The sequence below is a fragment of the Streptococcus sp. Marseille-P6264 genome, assembly GCF_902460355.1.
In the GTDB taxonomy this organism is placed as follows: domain Bacteria; phylum Bacillota; class Bacilli; order Lactobacillales; family Streptococcaceae; genus Streptococcus.
Window position 1 is genome coordinate 49,827 of record NZ_CABPTO010000005.1, and the last position, 19,420, is coordinate 69,246.

Annotated in this window: 19 protein-coding genes; 1 reads left to right on the forward strand and 18 read right to left on the reverse strand. The window is 43.5% G+C overall.

From position 1 onward, the window contains the following. Nucleotides 1–122 precede the first annotated feature (122 nt). The 9 genes from FZ941_RS07320 to tmk form a co-directional block, all read right to left on the reverse strand. Complete coding sequence (locus tag FZ941_RS07320) at nucleotides 123–365, reverse strand: hypothetical protein (RefSeq protein ID WP_005592291.1); 243 nt, start codon at nucleotides 363–365, stop codon at nucleotides 123–125. Between the two features lie 164 nt (nucleotides 366–529). Then, complete coding sequence (gene msrB, locus FZ941_RS07325; protein WP_148887394.1) at nucleotides 530–1,465, reverse strand: peptide-methionine (R)-S-oxide reductase MsrB; 936 nt, start codon at nucleotides 1,463–1,465, stop codon at nucleotides 530–532. A gap of 167 nt (nucleotides 1,466–1,632) precedes the next feature. Then, complete coding sequence (locus tag FZ941_RS07330; RefSeq protein WP_148887395.1) at nucleotides 1,633–1,986, reverse strand: arsenate reductase family protein; 354 nt, start codon at nucleotides 1,984–1,986, stop codon at nucleotides 1,633–1,635. Between the two features lie 136 nt (nucleotides 1,987–2,122). Next, nucleotides 2,123–3,298 carry a 3-phosphoglycerate dehydrogenase family protein gene (locus tag FZ941_RS07335; protein ID WP_148887396.1) on the reverse strand — a complete coding sequence of 392 codons (1,176 nt, stop codon included), beginning with the start codon at nucleotides 3,296–3,298 and terminating at the stop codon, nucleotides 2,123–2,125. A 12-nt stretch (nucleotides 3,299–3,310) separates the two neighbouring features. Then, nucleotides 3,311–4,402: a 3-phosphoserine/phosphohydroxythreonine transaminase gene (gene serC / locus FZ941_RS07340; RefSeq protein ID WP_148887397.1), complete on the reverse strand. Its 1,092-nt coding sequence runs from the start codon at nucleotides 4,400–4,402 to the stop codon at nucleotides 3,311–3,313. Between the two features lie 139 nt (nucleotides 4,403–4,541). Further along, nucleotides 4,542–5,408 (reverse strand): 16S rRNA (cytidine(1402)-2'-O)-methyltransferase, encoded by an 867-nt coding sequence (rsmI, locus tag FZ941_RS07345; protein ID WP_148887398.1) that lies wholly within the window; start codon nucleotides 5,406–5,408, stop codon nucleotides 4,542–4,544. Nucleotides 5,409–5,410: 2 nt separating this feature from the next. Continuing rightward, nucleotides 5,411–5,728, reverse strand: coding sequence for a DNA replication initiation control protein YabA (gene yabA, locus FZ941_RS07350; protein WP_005591852.1), 318 nt, complete (start codon nucleotides 5,726–5,728; stop codon nucleotides 5,411–5,413). Nucleotides 5,729–5,737: 9 nt separating this feature from the next. Beyond that, entirely contained in the window at nucleotides 5,738–6,640 is a 903-nt protein-coding gene (locus FZ941_RS07355; RefSeq protein ID WP_148887399.1) for a DNA polymerase III subunit delta', read from the reverse strand. Further along, nucleotides 6,637–7,275: a dTMP kinase gene (tmk, locus tag FZ941_RS07360; RefSeq protein WP_148887400.1), complete on the reverse strand. Its 639-nt coding sequence runs from the start codon at nucleotides 7,273–7,275 to the stop codon at nucleotides 6,637–6,639. The genes FZ941_RS07355 and tmk overlap by 4 nt, the downstream gene beginning before the upstream one ends. Nucleotides 7,276–7,455: 180 nt before the next feature. Between tmk and FZ941_RS07365 the strand changes: the two genes are divergently transcribed. Next, nucleotides 7,456–8,343, forward strand: coding sequence for a YitT family protein (locus FZ941_RS07365; RefSeq protein ID WP_148887401.1), 888 nt, complete (start codon nucleotides 7,456–7,458; stop codon nucleotides 8,341–8,343). Nucleotides 8,344–8,674: 331 nt separating this feature from the next. Here the strand turns inward: FZ941_RS07365 and FZ941_RS07375 are convergent, their stop codons facing one another. From FZ941_RS07375 to FZ941_RS07420, 9 genes are all read right to left on the reverse strand, one after another. Beyond that, nucleotides 8,675–9,367, reverse strand: coding sequence for a 5'-methylthioadenosine/adenosylhomocysteine nucleosidase (locus FZ941_RS07375; protein ID WP_148887402.1), 693 nt, complete (start codon nucleotides 9,365–9,367; stop codon nucleotides 8,675–8,677). Nucleotides 9,368–9,449: 82 nt separating this feature from the next. Further along, nucleotides 9,450–9,761, reverse strand: coding sequence for a cell wall synthase accessory phosphoprotein MacP (gene macP / locus FZ941_RS07380; protein WP_015605302.1), 312 nt, complete (start codon nucleotides 9,759–9,761; stop codon nucleotides 9,450–9,452). A gap of 12 nt (nucleotides 9,762–9,773) precedes the next feature. Beyond that, nucleotides 9,774–10,325, reverse strand: coding sequence for an NUDIX hydrolase (locus tag FZ941_RS07385; RefSeq protein WP_148887403.1), 552 nt, complete (start codon nucleotides 10,323–10,325; stop codon nucleotides 9,774–9,776). An 8-nt stretch (nucleotides 10,326–10,333) separates the two neighbouring features. Continuing rightward, nucleotides 10,334–11,713 carry a bifunctional UDP-N-acetylglucosamine diphosphorylase/glucosamine-1-phosphate N-acetyltransferase GlmU gene (gene glmU / locus FZ941_RS07390; protein WP_148887404.1) on the reverse strand — a complete coding sequence of 460 codons (1,380 nt, stop codon included), beginning with the start codon at nucleotides 11,711–11,713 and terminating at the stop codon, nucleotides 10,334–10,336. Between the two features lie 1,099 nt (nucleotides 11,714–12,812). Continuing rightward, entirely contained in the window at nucleotides 12,813–16,265 is a 3,453-nt protein-coding gene (locus tag FZ941_RS07400; RefSeq protein WP_148887406.1) for a GBS Bsp-like repeat-containing protein, read from the reverse strand. A gap of 210 nt (nucleotides 16,266–16,475) precedes the next feature. After that, a complete protein-coding gene (gene trxB, locus FZ941_RS07405) occupies nucleotides 16,476–17,387 on the reverse strand; it encodes a thioredoxin-disulfide reductase (protein WP_148887484.1) in 912 nt (303 codons plus the stop codon). A gap of 68 nt (nucleotides 17,388–17,455) precedes the next feature. Then, nucleotides 17,456–17,680: a DUF4059 family protein gene (locus FZ941_RS07410; RefSeq protein WP_061423483.1), complete on the reverse strand. Its 225-nt coding sequence runs from the start codon at nucleotides 17,678–17,680 to the stop codon at nucleotides 17,456–17,458. 94 nt (nucleotides 17,681–17,774) lie between these two features. Beyond that, nucleotides 17,775–18,518, reverse strand: a complete 744-nt coding sequence (locus FZ941_RS07415) for an amino acid ABC transporter ATP-binding protein (protein WP_148887485.1) — start codon at nucleotides 18,516–18,518, stop codon at nucleotides 17,775–17,777. Continuing rightward, complete coding sequence (locus FZ941_RS07420) at nucleotides 18,518–19,324, reverse strand: amino acid ABC transporter permease (protein ID WP_148887407.1); 807 nt, start codon at nucleotides 19,322–19,324, stop codon at nucleotides 18,518–18,520. Before FZ941_RS07420 ends, FZ941_RS07415 begins: the two co-directional genes overlap by 1 nt. Between the last annotated feature and the right edge of the window lie 96 nt (nucleotides 19,325–19,420).

A 19,420-nucleotide genomic window follows, 5' to 3' on the forward strand; every position in this document is an offset into this window, starting at 1 on the left:
TATGAAATTTTTGTCTTTCCTGCAATAATGGGAAGGTCATTCTTTTCTTCAAAAAAGAACCCCACAAGCAAGCACTCGTAGAATTCTATATTTTGATATATTTCTCCATAATACTCGGCAGCTTATTGAATGGTAATGCCGTATTTTTCATGATTTTCTTCATACCAATTAATCAGAGCAATAGCCGTTTGATAAGTAATATTCTTAATCTTGCTGCTACCTTTGACCAGTGTCAAGATGCTCATTTTGCTAATGTTGGCATCTGTCGCCACACGATAGCTGGTCAAAACTCCATCGATTAGTAATTGAATAACAGCTTCTACCTTTTTATAATCAGACATTGTAGTAATATCCAATTTCTCCATTTTGCATTCCTTCCATAACATTTATCTTTTCCTAACCATTATACACTTTTCTATGGTATTTACATATATAAATGCTTGGAGCGTTAGAAAAGAGGAGATTGGCTGATTATTTCTGTCTAGTTTAGCTAGATTTTGAAAAGGTTGACAAGCGACAAAAGTGAGTATTAGTCCATATAGGATAGCAGGTAGCCGTAGCCTTCCTCTTCCATTTGCTCTCTAGGAATAAATCGCAGGGCCGCTGAGTTGATGCAATAGCGCAAGCCACCTAATTCCTGCGGACCGTCGGTAAAGACGTGACCCAGATGGGCATTTCCTGAACGACTCCGTACTTCGATTCGCTCCATGCCATGACTCAAATCTTGATAATATTTGATAACCTCGCGAGCGATAGGACGAGCAAAGCTAGGCCAGCCGCAACCCGATTCAAACTTGTCAGCCGCAAAAAAGAGTGGTTCGCCAGTTGTCACATCCACATAAATCCCTGCCTCAAAAGTCGCGTTGTAAGCATTATGGAAAGGGCGCTCCGTTGCGCTCTGCTGGGTCACCTGATACTGCTCCTCACTTAGCACTGCTTTGAGTTGCTGCTGGCTAGGTTTAGGATAATGGCCCGCATCTACCAAGGGCTGCTCAGCATCCTTGACATTGATATGGCAATAACCCGTCGGATTTTTCTTGAGATAGTCCTGATGATAATCCTCGGCCAAGATATAATGGCGCAAAGGCTCTAGCTCTACAGCCAACTTTTGTCCTAATTGCTCCTCCTGTTCAGCAAAAACCTGCTCGATAGTGGCGCGATCTTCCTCACGGACATAGTAAACACCTGTCCGATACTGACGGCCTATATCATTACCCTGTTTGTTGATAGATAAGGGGTCAATGACTCGGAAATAGTAGAGCAAAATTTCTCGTAGGCTGATGTTTTCTTCGTCATAAATTAAGTGCACCGTCTCCGCATGGTCGGTCTGGTGAATGAGCTGGTAGTTGGTGGACTCCACTTGCCCATTGGCATAGCCTACTGTCGTCTCCTCAACGCCTTCAATCCGAGAAAAATATTCCTCCAAGCCCCAGAAACAGCCGCCTGCTAGATAAATTTCTGCCATAAACATCCCTCCAATCTTTTCCTCTATTTTCTCATAAAAAGAGAAACTTTTATAGGATTTTGATTGGGACTTTCTTAGAAATCATATCAAATACTGCGCCCCTATGGATTAGCCAAATTCAATTGTTTCAGCAAAATATAAAAAGACAGGAAATTTCCCGTCTTTGACTAAAGATTTAGTTCTTTGTATTCCGTTCGGTAACCAACTTGTACAATCCGATCATTTTGGACTAGCAGTGGTCGCTTAATCAGCATGCCATCGGTCGCCAAAAGTGCGGCTGCCTCCTCAGCAGAAAACTGAGGCACCTTATCCTTGAGCCCCAATTCTCGGTACTTGATACCACTGGTATTAAAGAAAGACTTAATCTCCAAATCAGAATGAGTCATCCATTGCAAAAGTTGCTCTTGGCTAGGCGTTTCCTTGACAATATCCACCGCTTCGAAGTCCAGTCCTAATTGATTGAGCTCAGCCTTGGCCTTGCGGCAAGTAGAGCATTTTGGGTATTCAATAAATTGTAACATTGTTTTTCCTCCGTCCCTATGATAGCCCAGCTAGCTCCTCCTTGTCAAGCCGAGACTCATTAGAAAAAGCAGACAAGCGAAAGGCTCATCGGCAGGCACAGACGCATTCCATGAAGAAACACCGTCTATTTCTTGGTTATTTTTTAATCAAACGCACGCGCACAATATTGTCGCTATTCTCAAATTTATCCACCAGCTCCTGAATCTTGCCTTCGTCCGACTCATCCAGATCCAGCAGAGTATAGGCGTAATCACCTTTAGAGCGATTGATGATATTGTCGATATTGATATTCAAATCACTGACCGCTGTTGAAATCCGAGCCACAATATTCGGCACATTTTTGTTAATCAAGGTAATCCGGTAAGGAGCTGAGAGCGACTGACGAACATTAGGGAAATTCACAGAGTTGATAATCTCGCCCGTTTTCATGAAGCGTCGGATGGTTTTCCCAGCCATAATGGCACAGTTGAGCTCAGCTTCCTCTGTCGAGCCACCCAGATGTGGAAAGACAGTAATCTGCGGATGACGGAGCAGCTCTTCTACACCAAAGTCTGTGATATAGCGCTTGACTACACCAGCTTCTAAGGCCTCAAAGAGGGCCGCATTGTCCACCAGCTCACCCCGAGCGAAATTGATAATTGTGGTACCTTTTTGCATGGCTTCAAAAGCCGCTTGATCAAAGGTAGCACGAGTATCCTCAGTCAGAGGGACGTGGATAGTGATATAATCACTCTTCTCAAAGATTTCCTTGATGTCCGCTACCCGCTTGACATGGCTAGAGATATTCCAGGCCGTTTCAATGGATACATAAGGATCATAGCCAAGGACGTTCATCCCCAGACGATAGGCATCGTTAGCAATACGACCGCCGATAGCTCCCAGACCAATGACTCCCAAAGTCTTCTCTGCAATCTCTGTCCCAGCAAACTGTTTCTTGCCAGCTTCCACTTGCTTGGGAACATCGTCTCCGGAGAGACCGTTGACCCAGCTATTAGCTGCGATATAGTCACGGGCAGACAAGAGAATCGAAGCCAAGACCGCTTCTTTCACCGCATTGGCATTGGCTCCAGGCGTATTGAAGACCACGATTCCCTGAGCTGTTGCCTGGTCAACAGGAATATTATTAGTTCCTGCACCTGCCCTTGCAATAGCTTTTAGATTACTTGGAAATTCCTGTCCATGCAGGTTTTGACTGCGCAGGATATAAGCATCAGGATTGTCAGACTTGTCTCCGTCAATCTGAAAAGCATTGCCCAGCTCCTTGAGCCCGATTTGATTGATATTGTTAAAGGTTTTGACACTAAAGACCATAGATACCCTCCCTTAAGAATTTTCTTCTTCAAATTTCTGCATAAAGGCAATCAAGTCCTTGACTCCTTGGAGCGGAAAGGCATTGTAGAGGCTAGCTCTCATGCCGCCTACGCTGCGGTGTCCCTTGATATTCTTGAAGCCTGCCGCTGCAGCCTCCTTGTTAAACTTGGTATCCAGCTCTGGGCTAGGAGACACAAAGGGAATATTGGCCACAGAGCGCTGCTCCTTATAACGGACTGGACTGCGGTAAAAGTCTGACTGCTCAATGAAGTCGTACAAGAGACCTGATTTTTCGCGATTGCGCTTTTCCATTTCTGCTACGCCACCCAGCTCCTTGACCCATTCAAAGACCAGCTTGGCTATATAGATGGCAAAAGTCGGTGGTGTATTGTAGAGAGAGTCATTGTCCGCCTGAATACGGTAGTCCAGCATACTAGATAGAACTGGCTCTTCATTGAGCAAATCCTCACGAATGATGACCACTGTCACACCGGCAGGTCCGATATTCTTCTGAGCCCCAGCATAAATCAAACCGAAATCCTCTACTCGGTACTGAGCAGCCAGGATATTAGAAGACATGTCCGCCACAATCGGCACGCCATTGGTTACTGGCAGGTCATAAATAGCCGTTCCTTCGATGGTATTATTGGTGGTCAGGTGCACATAAGCCGCCTGCGGATCAATCTCCTTTTCATCAAAAGAAGGAATTTCCGCATAGTTCAAGTCCTCTGACGAAGCCAAGAGAATAGGTTCAAAAGGCACTGCCTTAGCCAGCTTAACTGCTTCTGTGTAGGCTTTCTTGCCCCAAGATCCAGCTACTAGGTAGTAGGCCTTGCCGCCCTTAGCGAGATTGAGCGGAATCATACTAAACTGGGTAGAAGCCCCCCCCTGCAGAAATAGCACGCGGTAATTGTCTGGAATAGCCATGAGCTCACGCAGCAAGCTCTCAGCTTCTTTGATAATATCGTCAAATTCTTTGGATCGGTGGGATAGCTCCATCACGCTCATGCCGCTTTGGGCATAGTCTAAAAACTCGGCCTGAGCTTTTTTCAAGACTTCCTTGGGCAATACTGCCGGTCCAGCAGAAAAATTGTAAATGGTCATATCCTACCTCCAAAAATGTATTTTGTCTATCATATCACAATGTTCAGAAAATTTCTATAATTCTTTCAAATATATTTTACCTTGTGGGGAATTCCCGAACAAAAGGAGGGTTTTTAACAAAAAAACTAGTCGAATAGGACTAGTTTCTGTCTTCTTCATGATAAAGAGCATAGAGCTGACTCTTATTGCGTCCGTATTTTTTGGCTACTTCTTTGATGGCCTGATTTTTCTTGCTACCGGATTGGACCAAGCTGTCAATTTCAGCCAAAAGATCCGCATCCACTTTGTCTTCCTTCTCCAGACTTGCACCAGCCACAATCAGGAGGCACTCGCCCTTGAGTGCATTCTCTGACAGAGAGTCTATCAACTCAGAAATCCTTCCTCTTTGGTATTCTTCGTAGATTTTGGTGAGCTCCCGAACCAAGACTACCGAGCGGTCGCCATAGACTTCCAGCATATTTTCCAGCGTAGCCCTGACCCTGTGAGGAGATTCGTAAAAGATCTGTGTCTCTGGATAGGATTTTTTACTCTCAAAAAATTCCTTCTGCTGACCAGCCTTGCGAGGCAAGAAACCATAAAAAATATGAGGCTGAGGCGCTAAACCACTGGCAATCAGAGCGGAAATCCCAGCGCTGGGACCCGGAACCGTCACCACAGCAATGCCCTCAGCAATAGCCGCTTTGACCAAATCATGCCCTGGATCCGAAATGCTTGGCAAGCCAGCATCCGATACCTGAGCCAGATTTTGTCCTGACTTGAGCAAGTCCAGCAAGACCGGTATCTTTTCCTGAGCATTGTGCTCATGAAAGCTGATTTGCCGAGTCTCAATCCCAAAGTGCTTGAGCAAAAGTCCTGTATTTCGGGTATCTTCGGCCGCAATGACATCCACTTCCTTGAGGGTATTGACCATGCGAATGCTCATATCATCCATATTTCCAATGGGAGTCGCCACCAAATACAGCTTACCGTAGGGCGACTGTCCCTTAAAACTCTTTTGAATCTGCATTTCTACTCCCTGAATAACAACTCATCACAGAACATGCACTCCGCATCATTTTCTCGGCGCTGACCATAGAAATCTGTACACACATGAAAGCCATCGTAGTACAATTTGCGGAGATTGTCCCGATTTTTATTGATTTTAACCGGTGCTGCTTGCTCTACCTCACCTAGTCGCTCTCTCAGCTTGTCATTTTCTAGCTGGAGGACGATATTTTCCTCCACGACACTCTTAAGATTTTTCTTGATAGCCTCTACCTCGGCAAGGGTCACTAAAAGCGTCTGAGAAAAATCATCCAAGGCATCAAATAGTTCTTTTTTATTCATTTTCTGCTCCTATCTTGCTTGGGCACTGGCTTTTAAAATCATGTATTCCAGAGCATTTTGAAAAGACACATTGGCTCGCCACATCTTCTTTGCTTCTAAGAGATCTTCTAGTTTCTTGCGACCTGCCTCGCTTCCAAGTTCCTTGGCCAGCAAGACCTCCAAGATTTTAAGGGCCTGCTCCTGTTTATCTTTGTCCTCAGCCAATTTAGCTAGCTTAGCCACTTGGAGATAAACCTGATTCTCATTGGTCAGAGCAGCTTTAACAAATCGCTGACTCTCACTGACTAGCTCAAAGAAAGGCTTGTTAGAAACCAACTGATCGGCCTCTTCCTGGGTTTGGCTATATGCAGCCAGCAACTCAGCCTGACTTTTGATTAAGCCAGCCTCTTCCAGCTGGTGCTGGAGAGCAGCCTGATTCTTCCGAAAGTGAAAAATCTGTGTTCGGCTCTTGATGGTCGGCAAAATCAGATGCTCATCGGCTGTCAAAAGAAAGATATAAATCTCACTCTGGGGCTCTTCGATGACCTTGAGGAGAGAATTAGCGGCATTGACGTGCATCTTATCCGCATCACAGATGATAAAGACCTGTCTGTTGCCCTCCATACCGCTCTGGGAGAAATTTCTCACTAACTCACGAATGCGCTCCGTTTTGATAATGCCATTCACTGGCCGGACAACCGTCACATCTGAGAAATCCTCACTCTCAATCAAGCGACAAGCTCTACAAGTACCGCAGGGCCAAACTCCCTGACGACTCTCACAAAAGAGACTCTGGGATAAGGTCAAAGCCATAGCAAAACTGGAAAAATTCCCTGAAAATAAATAAGCATGATTGAGTCGCCCTGCTTCTAATATTTGCTGAAAAGTTTCTGTAAGCTGAGGCTGGGCCTGACATAATTCTTCTACTGTCATTTTTCTTTGATAAAACGTTCTTTGATAGCTGCCAAACTGTCGGCCACTACTTGCTCCAGCGGCTGACTAGCATCTATCTTTACGACACGTTCTGGTTCCTTTTCTAAAATAGTCAGATAGCCTTGACGCACGCGCTCATGCAGATCTAGACCTTCCAGATCCAAACGATTGACTTCACGCTCCTTATTTCGAGCAATGCGAGCCAGCCCTTCCTTGACATCAATATCGAAATAAAGGGTCAAATCTGGCTTGAGGCCATCTGTTGCAAACTGATTGAGCCATTCCACATCGTCAACTGCCAAGCCCCGTCCATAGCCTTGATAAGCCACTGAGCTATCAATAAAACGATCTTGCAAGACCCATGTCCCTTGCTCCAAGGCAGGCAGAACCTTCTCCGCCAAATGCTGACGTCGGCTGGCAATATAAAGCAGCAGCTCCGTCTTAGCATCCATGGCTGTATGCCCCTTATCCAAAATCACCTCGCGGATTTTTTCAGAAATAGCGACACCGCCAGGCTCTCTAGTCTTCAGCAATTCATAGCCCATCTCTTTCAGCTGAGGAAGCAAAGCCTCTAAAACACTGGTTTTCCCAGCACCTTCTGGGCCTTCTAGCGATATAAAAACACCTTTTTTCATTGTTTTCCTTTTACATTCATTCTGCCAATGGCTACAGAAATTCCTATTTTAGTCTATGCTTTATTGTACCAAAAAATATCCCAAAAGCCCATAGAAGAATTTCTCGAAAACTATTTCATATTATTTTCAAAAATGAAAACTTTTGATAAAATAGAGTCAGAAAATTCTTAGGAGTGTCTGATGTTTAAATTTAAAAATATACTGGCCATCATTCTGGGGGCTGGAATTTTTTCTTTTGGGATTCATTATTTGGTGATTCCTTTTCACTTGTATGAAGGCGGAGCAACGGGGATCACCTTGATTGTCTACTACCTCTTCAAGATTCCTGTATCAACCACCAATTTGGTCATCAATATTCCACTCTTTATTCTCGCTTGGAAATTACTGGGAAATCGCACCCTTTACCTTAGTATTTTAGGGACTTTCTCTGTATCAGCTTGGCTTAAACTATTCGAATTGCTACCTTCTTCCAAACATTTACAAGACTATTTCTTTTCTTCCTTAGATGGCGACGTCTTACTAGCCTGCCTTGGAACGGGAATTATTCTTGGAGTTGGTCTAGGAATCATTTTCAATGCTGGAGGGACGACTGGTGGGACCGATATTGTAGCTCGTATCTTCAATAAATATACCAGCATCTCCATGGGCCGCCTCATGCTGACAGTGGACTTTATCGTGATCTCTCTGGTTCTTTTAGTCTTCAAAGATCTACGCATGGTTTCTTATACACTCATGTTTGTCTTTATCACCTCTCGTGTTATTGACTTGATTGCTGAGGGTGGCTTCGCTGGCAAAGGCTTCCTGATTGTCACTAGCAAACCAATAGAACTAGCTGAAGCCATCAATGAAAAACTTGGAAGAGGGATTACCTATCTGCAAGGACAAGGCTTCTATAGCAAGCAAAATTTGCAAATCGTTTATTGCGTCGTTTCTCGTAACGAAATGCAGCAAATGAAGAAACTCATCAATGACATCGATCCATTTGCCTTTACAACTATTACAGAAGCCCATGAAATCTTAGGAGAAGGCTTTACCTTAGACTCTAATAAACAGCCTATCGTCAAATAGTGTTATCATACACAAAAAGAGGCTGGGACAGAAGTCTGACCTCAAATATAAAAAGCGAACAAAACGGAGTTATCTGACACTCAGAATTCTGTCTTGTTCGCTTTTTTGTCTAATCTATCGATTTTAAAAATTTATAATAAAGAATTCCTAAAATCAAAATCTTTTTGTCCCAGCCTCCTCAATTGTCTTTGGATTGTCGAGCAAGACGCAGTAGTTTAGTGGGCTCTACTAGGCTGATTTCATCAGCTTTTACAGCCCTATTCAACTGTGCGGAGGTGGGACGACGAAATCGAATTCTAACGAATTACCGATTTCTTTCCCACTCTCTTTTTTAGTCTAAGTTATTCAATAATTGAATGAGAGTTTCAGCTGAGCGCTTGCCTGCTTCTAGGATAAATTCATCAAAAGTGATATTGGCATCATGGCTGGCTGTATCGCTCATTGCGCGAATGACCATAAAAGGCAAACCAAGAGAATGCGCGGCTTGAGCAATAGCTGCTCCCTCCATCTCGACTGCCAAAACATCAGGAAAATGTTGTTTAATTTGGTCAATCTTGTCCTGTCCAGCGATAAAACTATCTCCCGTCGCAATCAAGCCAACTCGGCTCGTCTGCTGGGTCTTTTCCAACACTGCTTTCATCTCCTCAACCAAGTAGCGACTGGCTTCATAGTAGAGGGGCTGCCGTGCCATTTGACCGTAATCATAGCCAAAAGCTGTTACATCCACATCATGGTAAACCAAACGATCTGCCACCACTACATCTCCGATTTCTAAGCCCGAGGCCACTGCGCCAGCAGAACCTGTATTGATGACCGCTGTTACCTTAAAGTCATTGACTAAGACAGCCACACTCATGGCCGACATAACTTTGCCGATTCCACTTTCTACCAGTACAACCTCATGATGCTTGATACGACCAGTATAGTAAACATGCCCTAGGCGCTGGTGTTTTTCAGCCATTTCCAGATGCTCTACCAGCAGCTTCAACTCCTCAGGCATAGCCGCAATAATTCCGATTTTCATGATTCATTCTTTCCTTCTTTACATTAAAAAGAGGGAGAGAAAGCAGAGTTTCATCTTCTCGTTTCCCTCACTCCCCTCTTTATCATAGCCAAATAATGGCCGCAATTAATCCAATCAAGAGAAGCACAATCCAGAATAGGATTTTGTTTAATTTAGCCTGAAAAATACTTCGTTTTTGATTTTCGATTCGACGACTTTTGATAACTGTCGGTTCAACTTCAATCTGCAGAGTATCCTGAGTGACAGCTTGCCGTGGAGCAGCATAGCCGAAAGTTCCTTTTCTAGCAATAGAAATGACCTTAGTTTCTTCATCGTCCATCAGCAAGGGACCATCAATATGTTCTCCGCGATTGGCCCGCTCAATGATTTCATCTGTTAATAAAGCTTTTCCCATTGATCTACGTTCCTATTTATTCAGATTTTTTTGTTGCCAGTACTGAAGAGCCATGATGGTCTTGGCATCGCAGATATCACCGTTTTTCAGCAACTGATGTGCCTCCTCCAGACTGACTTCAAAAAGTTCTAATGTTTCATCCTCGTCTTGAGGACGAGGGTTTTCGACCTTTGTTAAATGGCTGGCGCTGTAGAGTTTGATTTTCTCATTGCAAAAACCGATAGCAGAGTAAAAATCATAAACCAGCTCCAACTGGCCAGTGTAGCCCGTCTCTTCTTCCAATTCACGCAGGGCAGCTGCATGAGGATCTGCGTTCTCTCCTACTTCTAGCTTACCAGCTGGAATCTCATAAGAAGTCGCTTCAATGGCCTTGCGGTACTGCTTAACCAAAATCATTTTGTTTTCCGGAGTGATGGCAATCACAGCCACCGCGCCATTATGGAAAATCAAATCTCGTTGAGCTTGACCCTTACCATCTGGCAGTTCCACCTGATCCTGAACCACTTTGAAAATCGGTCCTTGATAAATCTCCGTCCGTTGGACGGTTTTTTCTTCAAATTCCATGACTACACCTACTTATTTTGAGGGTGATGAGGGAGACGCTTGGCGTATTCTGCCATGTTGGTCTGGCGACCACGTCCTAGAGCGATAGCATCTGCTGGAACACTCTTTGTAATAGTCGAGCCTGCACCAACCAAGGAATTGTCACCCAACTCTACTGGAGCAACGATAGTTGAGTTAGAGCCGACAAAAACATTATTCCCAATCAGCGTCTTATACTTATTCTGCCCATCGTAATTGGCCGTAATTGTACCAGCCCCAATATTGACATTGGCTCCTAAATCAGCGTTTCCCAGATAGGCTAAATGGCCAGCTTTAGTGTTTTCACCTAGCGAAGACGCCTTGACTTCAACGAAATTACCGACATGGACATCCTTGGCCAGACTAGAACCTGGACGGATATGAGCATATGGCCCGACCGTCACGCCATCTGCCAAGCTAGACTCTTCAATCATCGAGTTTGTAATGACCGCTCGCTGACCAATTTCTGAGTCTACAATATAAGTCCCATTGGTCAGAATAGTCTCCGCCCCAATCTTGGTTTGACCCTTCAGAGTCACATTGGCTTCGATTTGAACTTCAGGCGCGATTTCTACATTAATATCTATATAAGTCGCATCTGGATTGACAAAGCTGACACCGTTAATCATGTGCTGCTGGTTAATCCGGCGGCGCATAATGCTTTCAGCTGTCGCCAAAGCCACGCGGTCATTGACACCGAGACTTTCGTCAAAGTCTTTCAGCGTATAAGCACCGACTTTTTCCCCATTTTCACGGAAAATTCCAATCACATCTGTGATATAGTATTCTCCCTGCGCATTGTTGGTATTGATATTTTTGAGAGCCTCAAAGAGACGAGCATTGTCAAAGACATAGGTCCCTGTATTGATTTCCTTGATTTGCTGCTCAAAATCAGAAGCATCTTTTTGCTCAACGATTTTGATGACTTCTCCGTGCTGATTGCGCACGATCCGGCCATAGCCAAAAGGATTGTCCGCTTCAGCAGTCAGGATTGTCGCAACATTCTTGTGATTGATATGAAAATCAATCAGGTTTTTCAGGCTTTCTCCCGTAATCAGGGGAGTATCGCCAGCAATAACTAAGGTTTGACCAGTTAGATTTTCCAAAACAGGCTCAGCCATCATGACCGCATGGCCAGTTCCTAGCTGCTCGGTCTGACAGACAAACTCGGTCTGATCTGCCAAGACTTGCTCAACCAGCTCCGCCTTGTGCCCGATAACAGTAACAGTCTTCTCAGGCTCAATCGCACTGACACTACGGAAAACGTGCTCTAGCATGGAAATTCCTGCCACCTTGTGCAAGACCTTTGGTAAATCTGATTTCATGCGAGTACCCTTACCCGCAGCCAAAATAACGGCATAATTTGTCATAAATGAACTCTTTTCTCTAAGATATTACCCTTATTATACCACTAAAAGAGATTTTTTTAAAATGCAAATTGCAGAAGCAGAAACTAGCGCTTAGAAAATAAACTTCAAGCCATTGAGCGAAGCACTGTCTTAATCCGCAATCCACTCCATCCAGATCAATTCTTTAACGTCTTTTTGCGGGTTTAAAAATGATTTTTTCGTTCGTTTATATTGATTTTGATAGCAGCGAATGACCAGCAAATTGTTCTCCTTAAACACTATAGGTCTATTGTTTCTATTATCAAAATTTTGACAGCGATTAGACACTTAAAATTGATATTCAAAAAAATATTTGCTATAATGACCTAAGAACGAATGTTCGCTCCTACCTTATGAAGTACAGAAAACTCTACAAATCTGCTGGGACAATACTATTGTGACCCATTTTGGGATGATACAATCCAAGGTTTGTAAGCTCCACTGTCTAGTTTTCTTGTTTTTATCTGGCTAATTATATATTTAAAATTGTAAGGAGATCTTCGTTATGATATTTACTAGAAATCGCAAGAAGAGAGATGAATACTACCAACAGATTGACAGGATCTATAATAACGATAGTATCATCATTAGCTCAAAGTTACGGGAAGAGCTCCTAAATAGTGCCAAAGGGCTACAGAAGGGGGACCAAATCAGTTATTTGGCATTTAAGTTGTATCCTTTTGTATGTGACGAGGTGCTCAAGAATAAGTCTAACGAATTGATCGCATTCAAAAAATACCTTGAAAAAACAAGATGGAAATATTATTGGGGAAGTGTGCTCATTCGTTAGGGCATAAGTTGCAACTGGCACTTTTGAAAGCATTCAAGATGAATACGCAAATCATCTTCCAATATGGTATGATGATCAAAAACTCATAGAATCTCATAGTGGAGCTGGTGGGCTAGCAACTTACAGTTCACACTAGTTGAGGCTCTGTGAGTTTTTTTCTTGTACCATATCTATAATGTAGCCATAAAAAAGAGGCTGGGACTCTTTTGTCCCAACCTCTTGAATGTAGACACTGTTAGCTCACTAAAGTGGGCTAGAGTCCCATATAAATATTTTGTGACCAGCTGCAATCTAAGCTCTCACAGAGATAAATGGTGAGCCTTCTGTATTATCTTCAGGCGCTCCGCTCTTTGAACCAAAGATATAATCCACTGAGTACCAACCGTTATTATTAGCATTATAAGGATCATAGACCTGGGTTTGGCCATTTTGATAGCCTCTCAAGACTATCTCATGGGTAACAGGATAGCTAGCAAATACGCTATTACCAACAGCCGCCATGACATGATGACCTGCTGCCAAAGCTTCTTTAAGGGCTGCTGATGAATGCAAGACATCTGTGGTCAGTCCCCAGTTCTGTGCCCCTTGGACAATCCCCTTACTTGACGTTCCAAATAGACTATTTTTGTTAAAGGAGTCTGTGTGATGATAAAGGTAGTCCGCTACGGTTGTTGGTAAAACAGTTTGACCTGTAATACCAGAAATAGCCATTGCTAATGTAGTAGGAACACAGCCAGTAGCTGCTAAATTATATTTCCCATAATATAAACCAGCCCATCTAGGATCACGTTGTGAATAATATGGCGTATCATAAACTCCTCTGCTGACTGTTGTAGTCGTTCCACCAACGCCTACCAAACTACCATCATTTTGAACATAGTAGAGGTGAATATTGTATTCTCCCGTAGAATATTTATGGCTAGAGGTGCGTACCAAGGCCTTATAACTACCATCGGCTTGCCTTTGAGCCCGATACCAAACAATGTCATCCTGACCATTGACACTTGACCAAGTTGGCAATTTGACTTCCTTGACTCCTTTTGGACTATAAACATTGGTCACTACAACTTCGAAAGTGCCTAATCGAGGATTATTATTTTTAATGGTGATTTGACCCGTTGGCTTAATGTGTTCTGAAGCTACATTCGCTGTTATCTTCGTGCCTCCAACCCCGACCATACGGCCATCATTCTGAACATAGTAGAGGTGGATATTGTATTCGCCTGTAGAATACTTGTGGTCACGTAGATTGACCTGTGCCTTGTAAGTACCATCGGCTTGCTTGACTGCTGTATACCAAATAATGTCGTCCTGACCGTTAGCACTTGACCAGGTTGGCAATTTAACTTCCTTGACACCATAAGCATTCTCAACTTCAGAAACTACCACTTCAAAGGTACCTGTCTGTTGATTATTATTCTGGATAGTCAACTTACCTTTGGGAGTTCCTAGAGATACGGTCGTCTTGGTCCCTCCAACTCCGACCAACTGGCCATTATTCCCTACATAATAGAGATGGACATTGTACTCACCTGTAGAATATTTATGGTCGCTCGCCTTAATATTCATCTTGTAGCTACCATCAGCCTGCTTGGCAGCTCGATACCAAATAATATCATCCTGACCATTGGCGCTTGACCAAGTTGGCAGAAGCACTTCACGAACTCCCTCTGGACTACTCACCCCGCTCACGACAACATCAAAACTACCTGTTGTTGGGTTGTTATTGGCAATCGTGAGAGTTCCCTTTGGTTTAGCGACAGAAACAGTGGTTGTTGTGCCACTAACCCCAATCATCTGGCCATTATCTTGAAGGTAGTAGAGGTGGATATGATACTCACCTGTGGACATTTTATGATTATGAGCTTGAATGCTAGCCCTGTAGGTGCCATCGGACTGCTTGGTCGCTGTATACCAAACAATATCATCTTGACCTTTATCACTAGACCAAATCGGCAGATGCACGCTCTTGACGCCAAAAGGACTGACAACATCAGACACAACAACATCGAAGCTGCCCGTATCCGGATTATTGTTCTCAATTTTCAAAGTCCCTTTAGGCTTGGCTGCTAAACTGAACTGGGTGCCTGCTACACCGACTAATTGACCGTCATCTTGGATATAGTAAAGATGAATAGTATAGTCTCCCAAAGAATATTTGTGATCGCGAGCCTGAATACGAGCTCGATAAGTACCATCAGACTGTTTGATTGCTGTATGCCAGACTAGATCATCTTGACCTTTATCGTTAGACCAAGTCGGCAACTTGACTTCCTTAACACCAAAAGGATTGGAAACGTTAGAGACAACGACATCAAAGCTACCAGTAGCTGGATCGTTGTTTTCAATTTTCAAGGTTCCTTTAGGTTGAGATAGGCTAACTGTTGTTCGAGTGCCACCTACACCAACCAGCTGACCGTCATCTTGAATATAGTAAAGATGAACATTGTATTCGCCTGTTGATTTCTTATGATTTACTGCTTTGACGGTTGCCCGATAGGTACCATCCGCCTGCTTGACTGCTGTGTACCAGATCAGGTCATCTTGACCTTTATCACTGGACCAGGTCGGTAACTTGACTTCCTTGACGCCATAAGGACTAGAAACACCAGAAACAACAACATCAAAGCTGCCCGTATCCGGATTATTGTTTTCAATTTTCAGCGTTCCTTTAGGCTGAGCCTTAGAAACTGTAGTCCTTGTACCACCTACACCGACCAACTGGCCATTATCCTGAACATAATAGAGATGGATATTGTACTCACCTAGAGAGTTCTTGTGGTGGGAAGCTTTGACTGTGACAGTGTAGTTGCCATTGGTCTGGCGCTGCGCCTCATACCAAACTAGATCGTCTTGTCCATTGACACTAGACCAGACTGGAACAACAACTTTTTTCACACCATAAGGATTAGAAACTCCTGAGACAACAACATCGAAACTGCCTGTATCTGGATTATTATTGACAATATCAATTTTTCCTTGTAGTTTGCCGATGGTAACAGTTGTTTTTGTACCGCCTACACCGACCAACTGATTATCTTCCAACAGATAATAGAGGTGGATATTGTACTCACCTGTGGACATCTTATGGTCACGAGCTGTAACACTAATTTTATAGGTGCCATCCACTTGTCGTTTAGCATCGTACCAGATAATATCATCCTGACCATTCACGCTGGACCAAGTTGGTAGGGCGACTTTTTTGATGGGCTTAGGGGATGAGATATTGGTTACATGCACATCGAAAGTACCAGCATTTGGATCCACATTTGTAATATTGATAGTGCCTTGAGGCTTGTCATCAGCTGCCCGAGAAACTCTCGCTTTTGGCTCTGATTCTGCTCTTGTTTCTGCTTCTTGTGGCTCATCAGAAGAAGCTGTCACAGATCTAAATGAAGATCTCCCTGAAGAAATGTTTTCAGAAGGGACTGATGCCAAATCGTTCTTAGGCTGTTCAATTGACGAGTTACCCTCCTTTTCAGAGGAAGTTGAAGCGACTTTTTCGTCTTTGCCTAAAGAAGCCTCAGATACACCACTATCTTTCTTTGTCTCAGAATCTACTTCTGAAGACTTGCCAGCTAGATCCGCCTGTTTAGAAGTATCTCGATTGGTCACAGCAACTGAAGGTTCCGTTTGCTGTCTATCATTTGCTGCTTGATTTGTTTCGTCAGCAAAAACGCTATTAGCACTGGCTGCTAATAAAATAGCTGTACTAGCTAGATAAACTAATCCTTTTGTTTTCATACGCTTTCTCCATCCTTTTTAGAGTTGCACACCTTTATTGTAGCATAATAGGACAATTATTACAAATTGGTAACAAATTTGTTTTGCTTAATCCAAAACTGAATCGAAACCTATTCTTTCCATTATGTAATTCGTAAACAAAAATAAAAAAAGAGCTGGGACAGACCAAAAAATGAATCATTTTTTGATCTTATCCCAACCTCTTCCTCTTTAATGTTCTGTGATGTATTTATAAACTTCTTGGCCTGCGACTGCTCCGTCTCCAACGGCTGTGGTGATTTGGCGCAGGTCTTTCTGACGGACATCACCAATAGCATAAATGCCGTCAATAGCTGTTTTCATATGTTGATCCGTCACAATCCAGCCAGCTTCATCGCAAATACCCAGATCTTTGACAAAGTCGCTAACAGGATCTAGGCCGACATAAATAAAGACGCCACCAAAGTCTGACTCGCTGATTTGCCCCGTTTTTACATTTTCAAAAACCACACTGGTTACCCTGCGGTCGTCTCCTTTGATTTCTTTTACGACGGAATCCCAGATAAAGCTGATTTTTTCATTGGCAAAGGCCCGCTCCTGCAAGAGCTTTTGCGCCCGCAATTGGTCACGACGGTGAACAATGGTCACAGACTTGGCAAAGCGCGTGAGGAAAATCGCTTCTTCAACGGCAGAATCGCCGCCTCCGACCACTAAGAGATCTTCATCACGGAAAAAAGCACCATCGCAGACCGCACAGTAGGAAACACCGCGGCTATTGTATTCTTCCTCGCCAGGAACTCCTAGATGACGATGGTTGGCGCCAGGAGCTAAAATCACTGTCTTGGTTTCAAAGGCTTCATCCTCAGTAATGATTTTCTTAAAGTCGCCATGGTCTTCAATCTTTTCAACCTGACCAAATAGATGCTCTACTCCTAGATTTTCTAAGGGTTCAAACATCTTTTCAGCCAGCTCTGGTCCGCTGATACGAGCATAACCGGGATAATTTTCAATCTCCGCAGTATTATTCATCTGGCCGCCGTAAATACCGCGTTCAAGTAGGGCCACTTTTAAGTTGCTTCTAGCTGCGTATAGGGCTGCTGTCATTCCCGCAGGACCAGCTCCAATAATCATTGTATCGTACATCATCTTTTTCCTTTCTCTTTGTTGTAACTACTGTTATTCTAACAGACTAGCGCATCTTTTACAAGTATTTAAGCTTTAAGAACAACCAGTAAGCCAAAAATCGCAAAAGACAAAATTGGAATCGTCATAATTGTAATCAAAAGAAGATCGTAAATTTGGCTTTGGCCTACCGCAAGAGTTCGATCCTTGCGACCAAGTCTCTGCAATAGAAGCCAGAAGCCATCGGCAAGTCCTACCAGAATCGTCGTATAGATGAGACTTTGGATATAGAGAGAAAAAATCTTAATTAACATGTCAGCTCCTCAATAATCAGTTGCCTTAAAAAGGTTTTAGTCGAAAACAAACCCAGCTGGTCTAGCCAACTGAGCTTTCACTTTCTCTATTATATCAAATATAAGTCCGTTTGTAACTAGCAAAGAATTCTTTGGTTCTAGCTTCCTTGGGATGATTGATAATCTCCTCCGGACTGCCTGACTCGATAATATGGCCCTTATCCAAGAAAAGCACCCGATCTGCTACCTGAGAAACAAAAGATATATCATGGCTGACCAGAATCATGGTTTGTCCTGCTTTGGCAGCGTCAGCAATGGATTTCTCTACCTCACCGACTAGCTCTGGGTCAAGGGCTGAGGTCGGCTCATCTAGCAAGAGAACATCTGGCTTCATGGCCAAGGCTCGCGCTAAAGCCACCCGCTGTTTTTGACCGCCTGATAAATGCTTGGGATAATGATTCTCACGATCAGACAGACCCACCTTTGCCAACTCTTTCTTGGCAATTTTAGTCGCTTCTTGGTCAGACAAATTTTTAACTACCAGCAAACCTTCCTTGACATTTTCCAGAGCTGTCCGACGGGAAAATAAATTAAACTGTTGGAAAACCATGGCCAATTTTCGACGCAGCGTCAAGATTTCATCTGGTGAAATAGTTGAAAAATCCACCTTGAAGTTATCAATTTCAATCCTTCCGCTGTCTGGCTGTTCCAGATAATTAAGACTGCGCAGGAAGGTTGATTTACCAGCACCTGAGGAGCCTATTAGAGCAATGACTTCTCCTTTTTGAATTTCCAAACTCAGGTTATCCAAGACCTTTTGGCCAGAAAATTCCTTACTTAACTGGGAAATTTTAATCATCAAATCCTACCTCCTTGCGCTTGCTCCGTTTTTTCCAGATTAGCTGGCACCTTGATATCCATGGCCTTTTCAATCGCACGACCGATTTGCTCAATCACGATATTGACAATCCAGTAAATAATGGAAACGGAAATGAAGCGCTCAAAATAACGATAATCCGCCCCACCGATAGCCTGAGCCTTGGCAAAGACTTCTACGACGCCCGCACTAAAGGCCAGAGATGTTCCCTTGGTCAAGCCAATAAGGGAGTTGATCAGAGTAGGTGTTGCCACAACTGCTGCATTTGGAATGATGACCCGCAGATAGACTTGGCGATTGGTCATTCCCAGACTGCGAGCCGCCTCAATCTCACCCGCATCCACTGAAAGAATGGCTGCCCGAATCGTCTCGCTGGCATAGGCCGCTTCATTGAAGGCAAAGGCAATAATTGCAAAGACTGAGGCAGGGATGGCATTGATATTAAAAGCCGTCCCATACTTTTGATTGATGGCTTTCAGCAGGAGCGGAATCCCAAAATAGGTCAGCATGAGCTGAACCAAAAGGGGCGTCCCACGGAGGAAGCTCACAAAGAGAGCCTGAATGGGATACAGAATTCTTGTGCGGTTAATCTTGACTACCGCGAAAATCATGGCCAAGATAATGCCGAAAAATGCCCCACCCAGCGTCAACAAAAGTGTGACAGGCAAGGTTTTCAAAATCGCTGGAATGGCATCAAAAACAGCCCGTAAACTAAATAATTTGCCGTCTGGAAGGAGCTTCAAGAGCTCTTCATACCAGTTTGCAGCTAGGATATAAGTTGTAAACATTTTAATTACTTCTCTTTCTCGATAATGCATTATTCTATCATAATTTGACCCAGATGCAAACTATTTGGCATCAAGAATAGATAATCTTTAAATCTT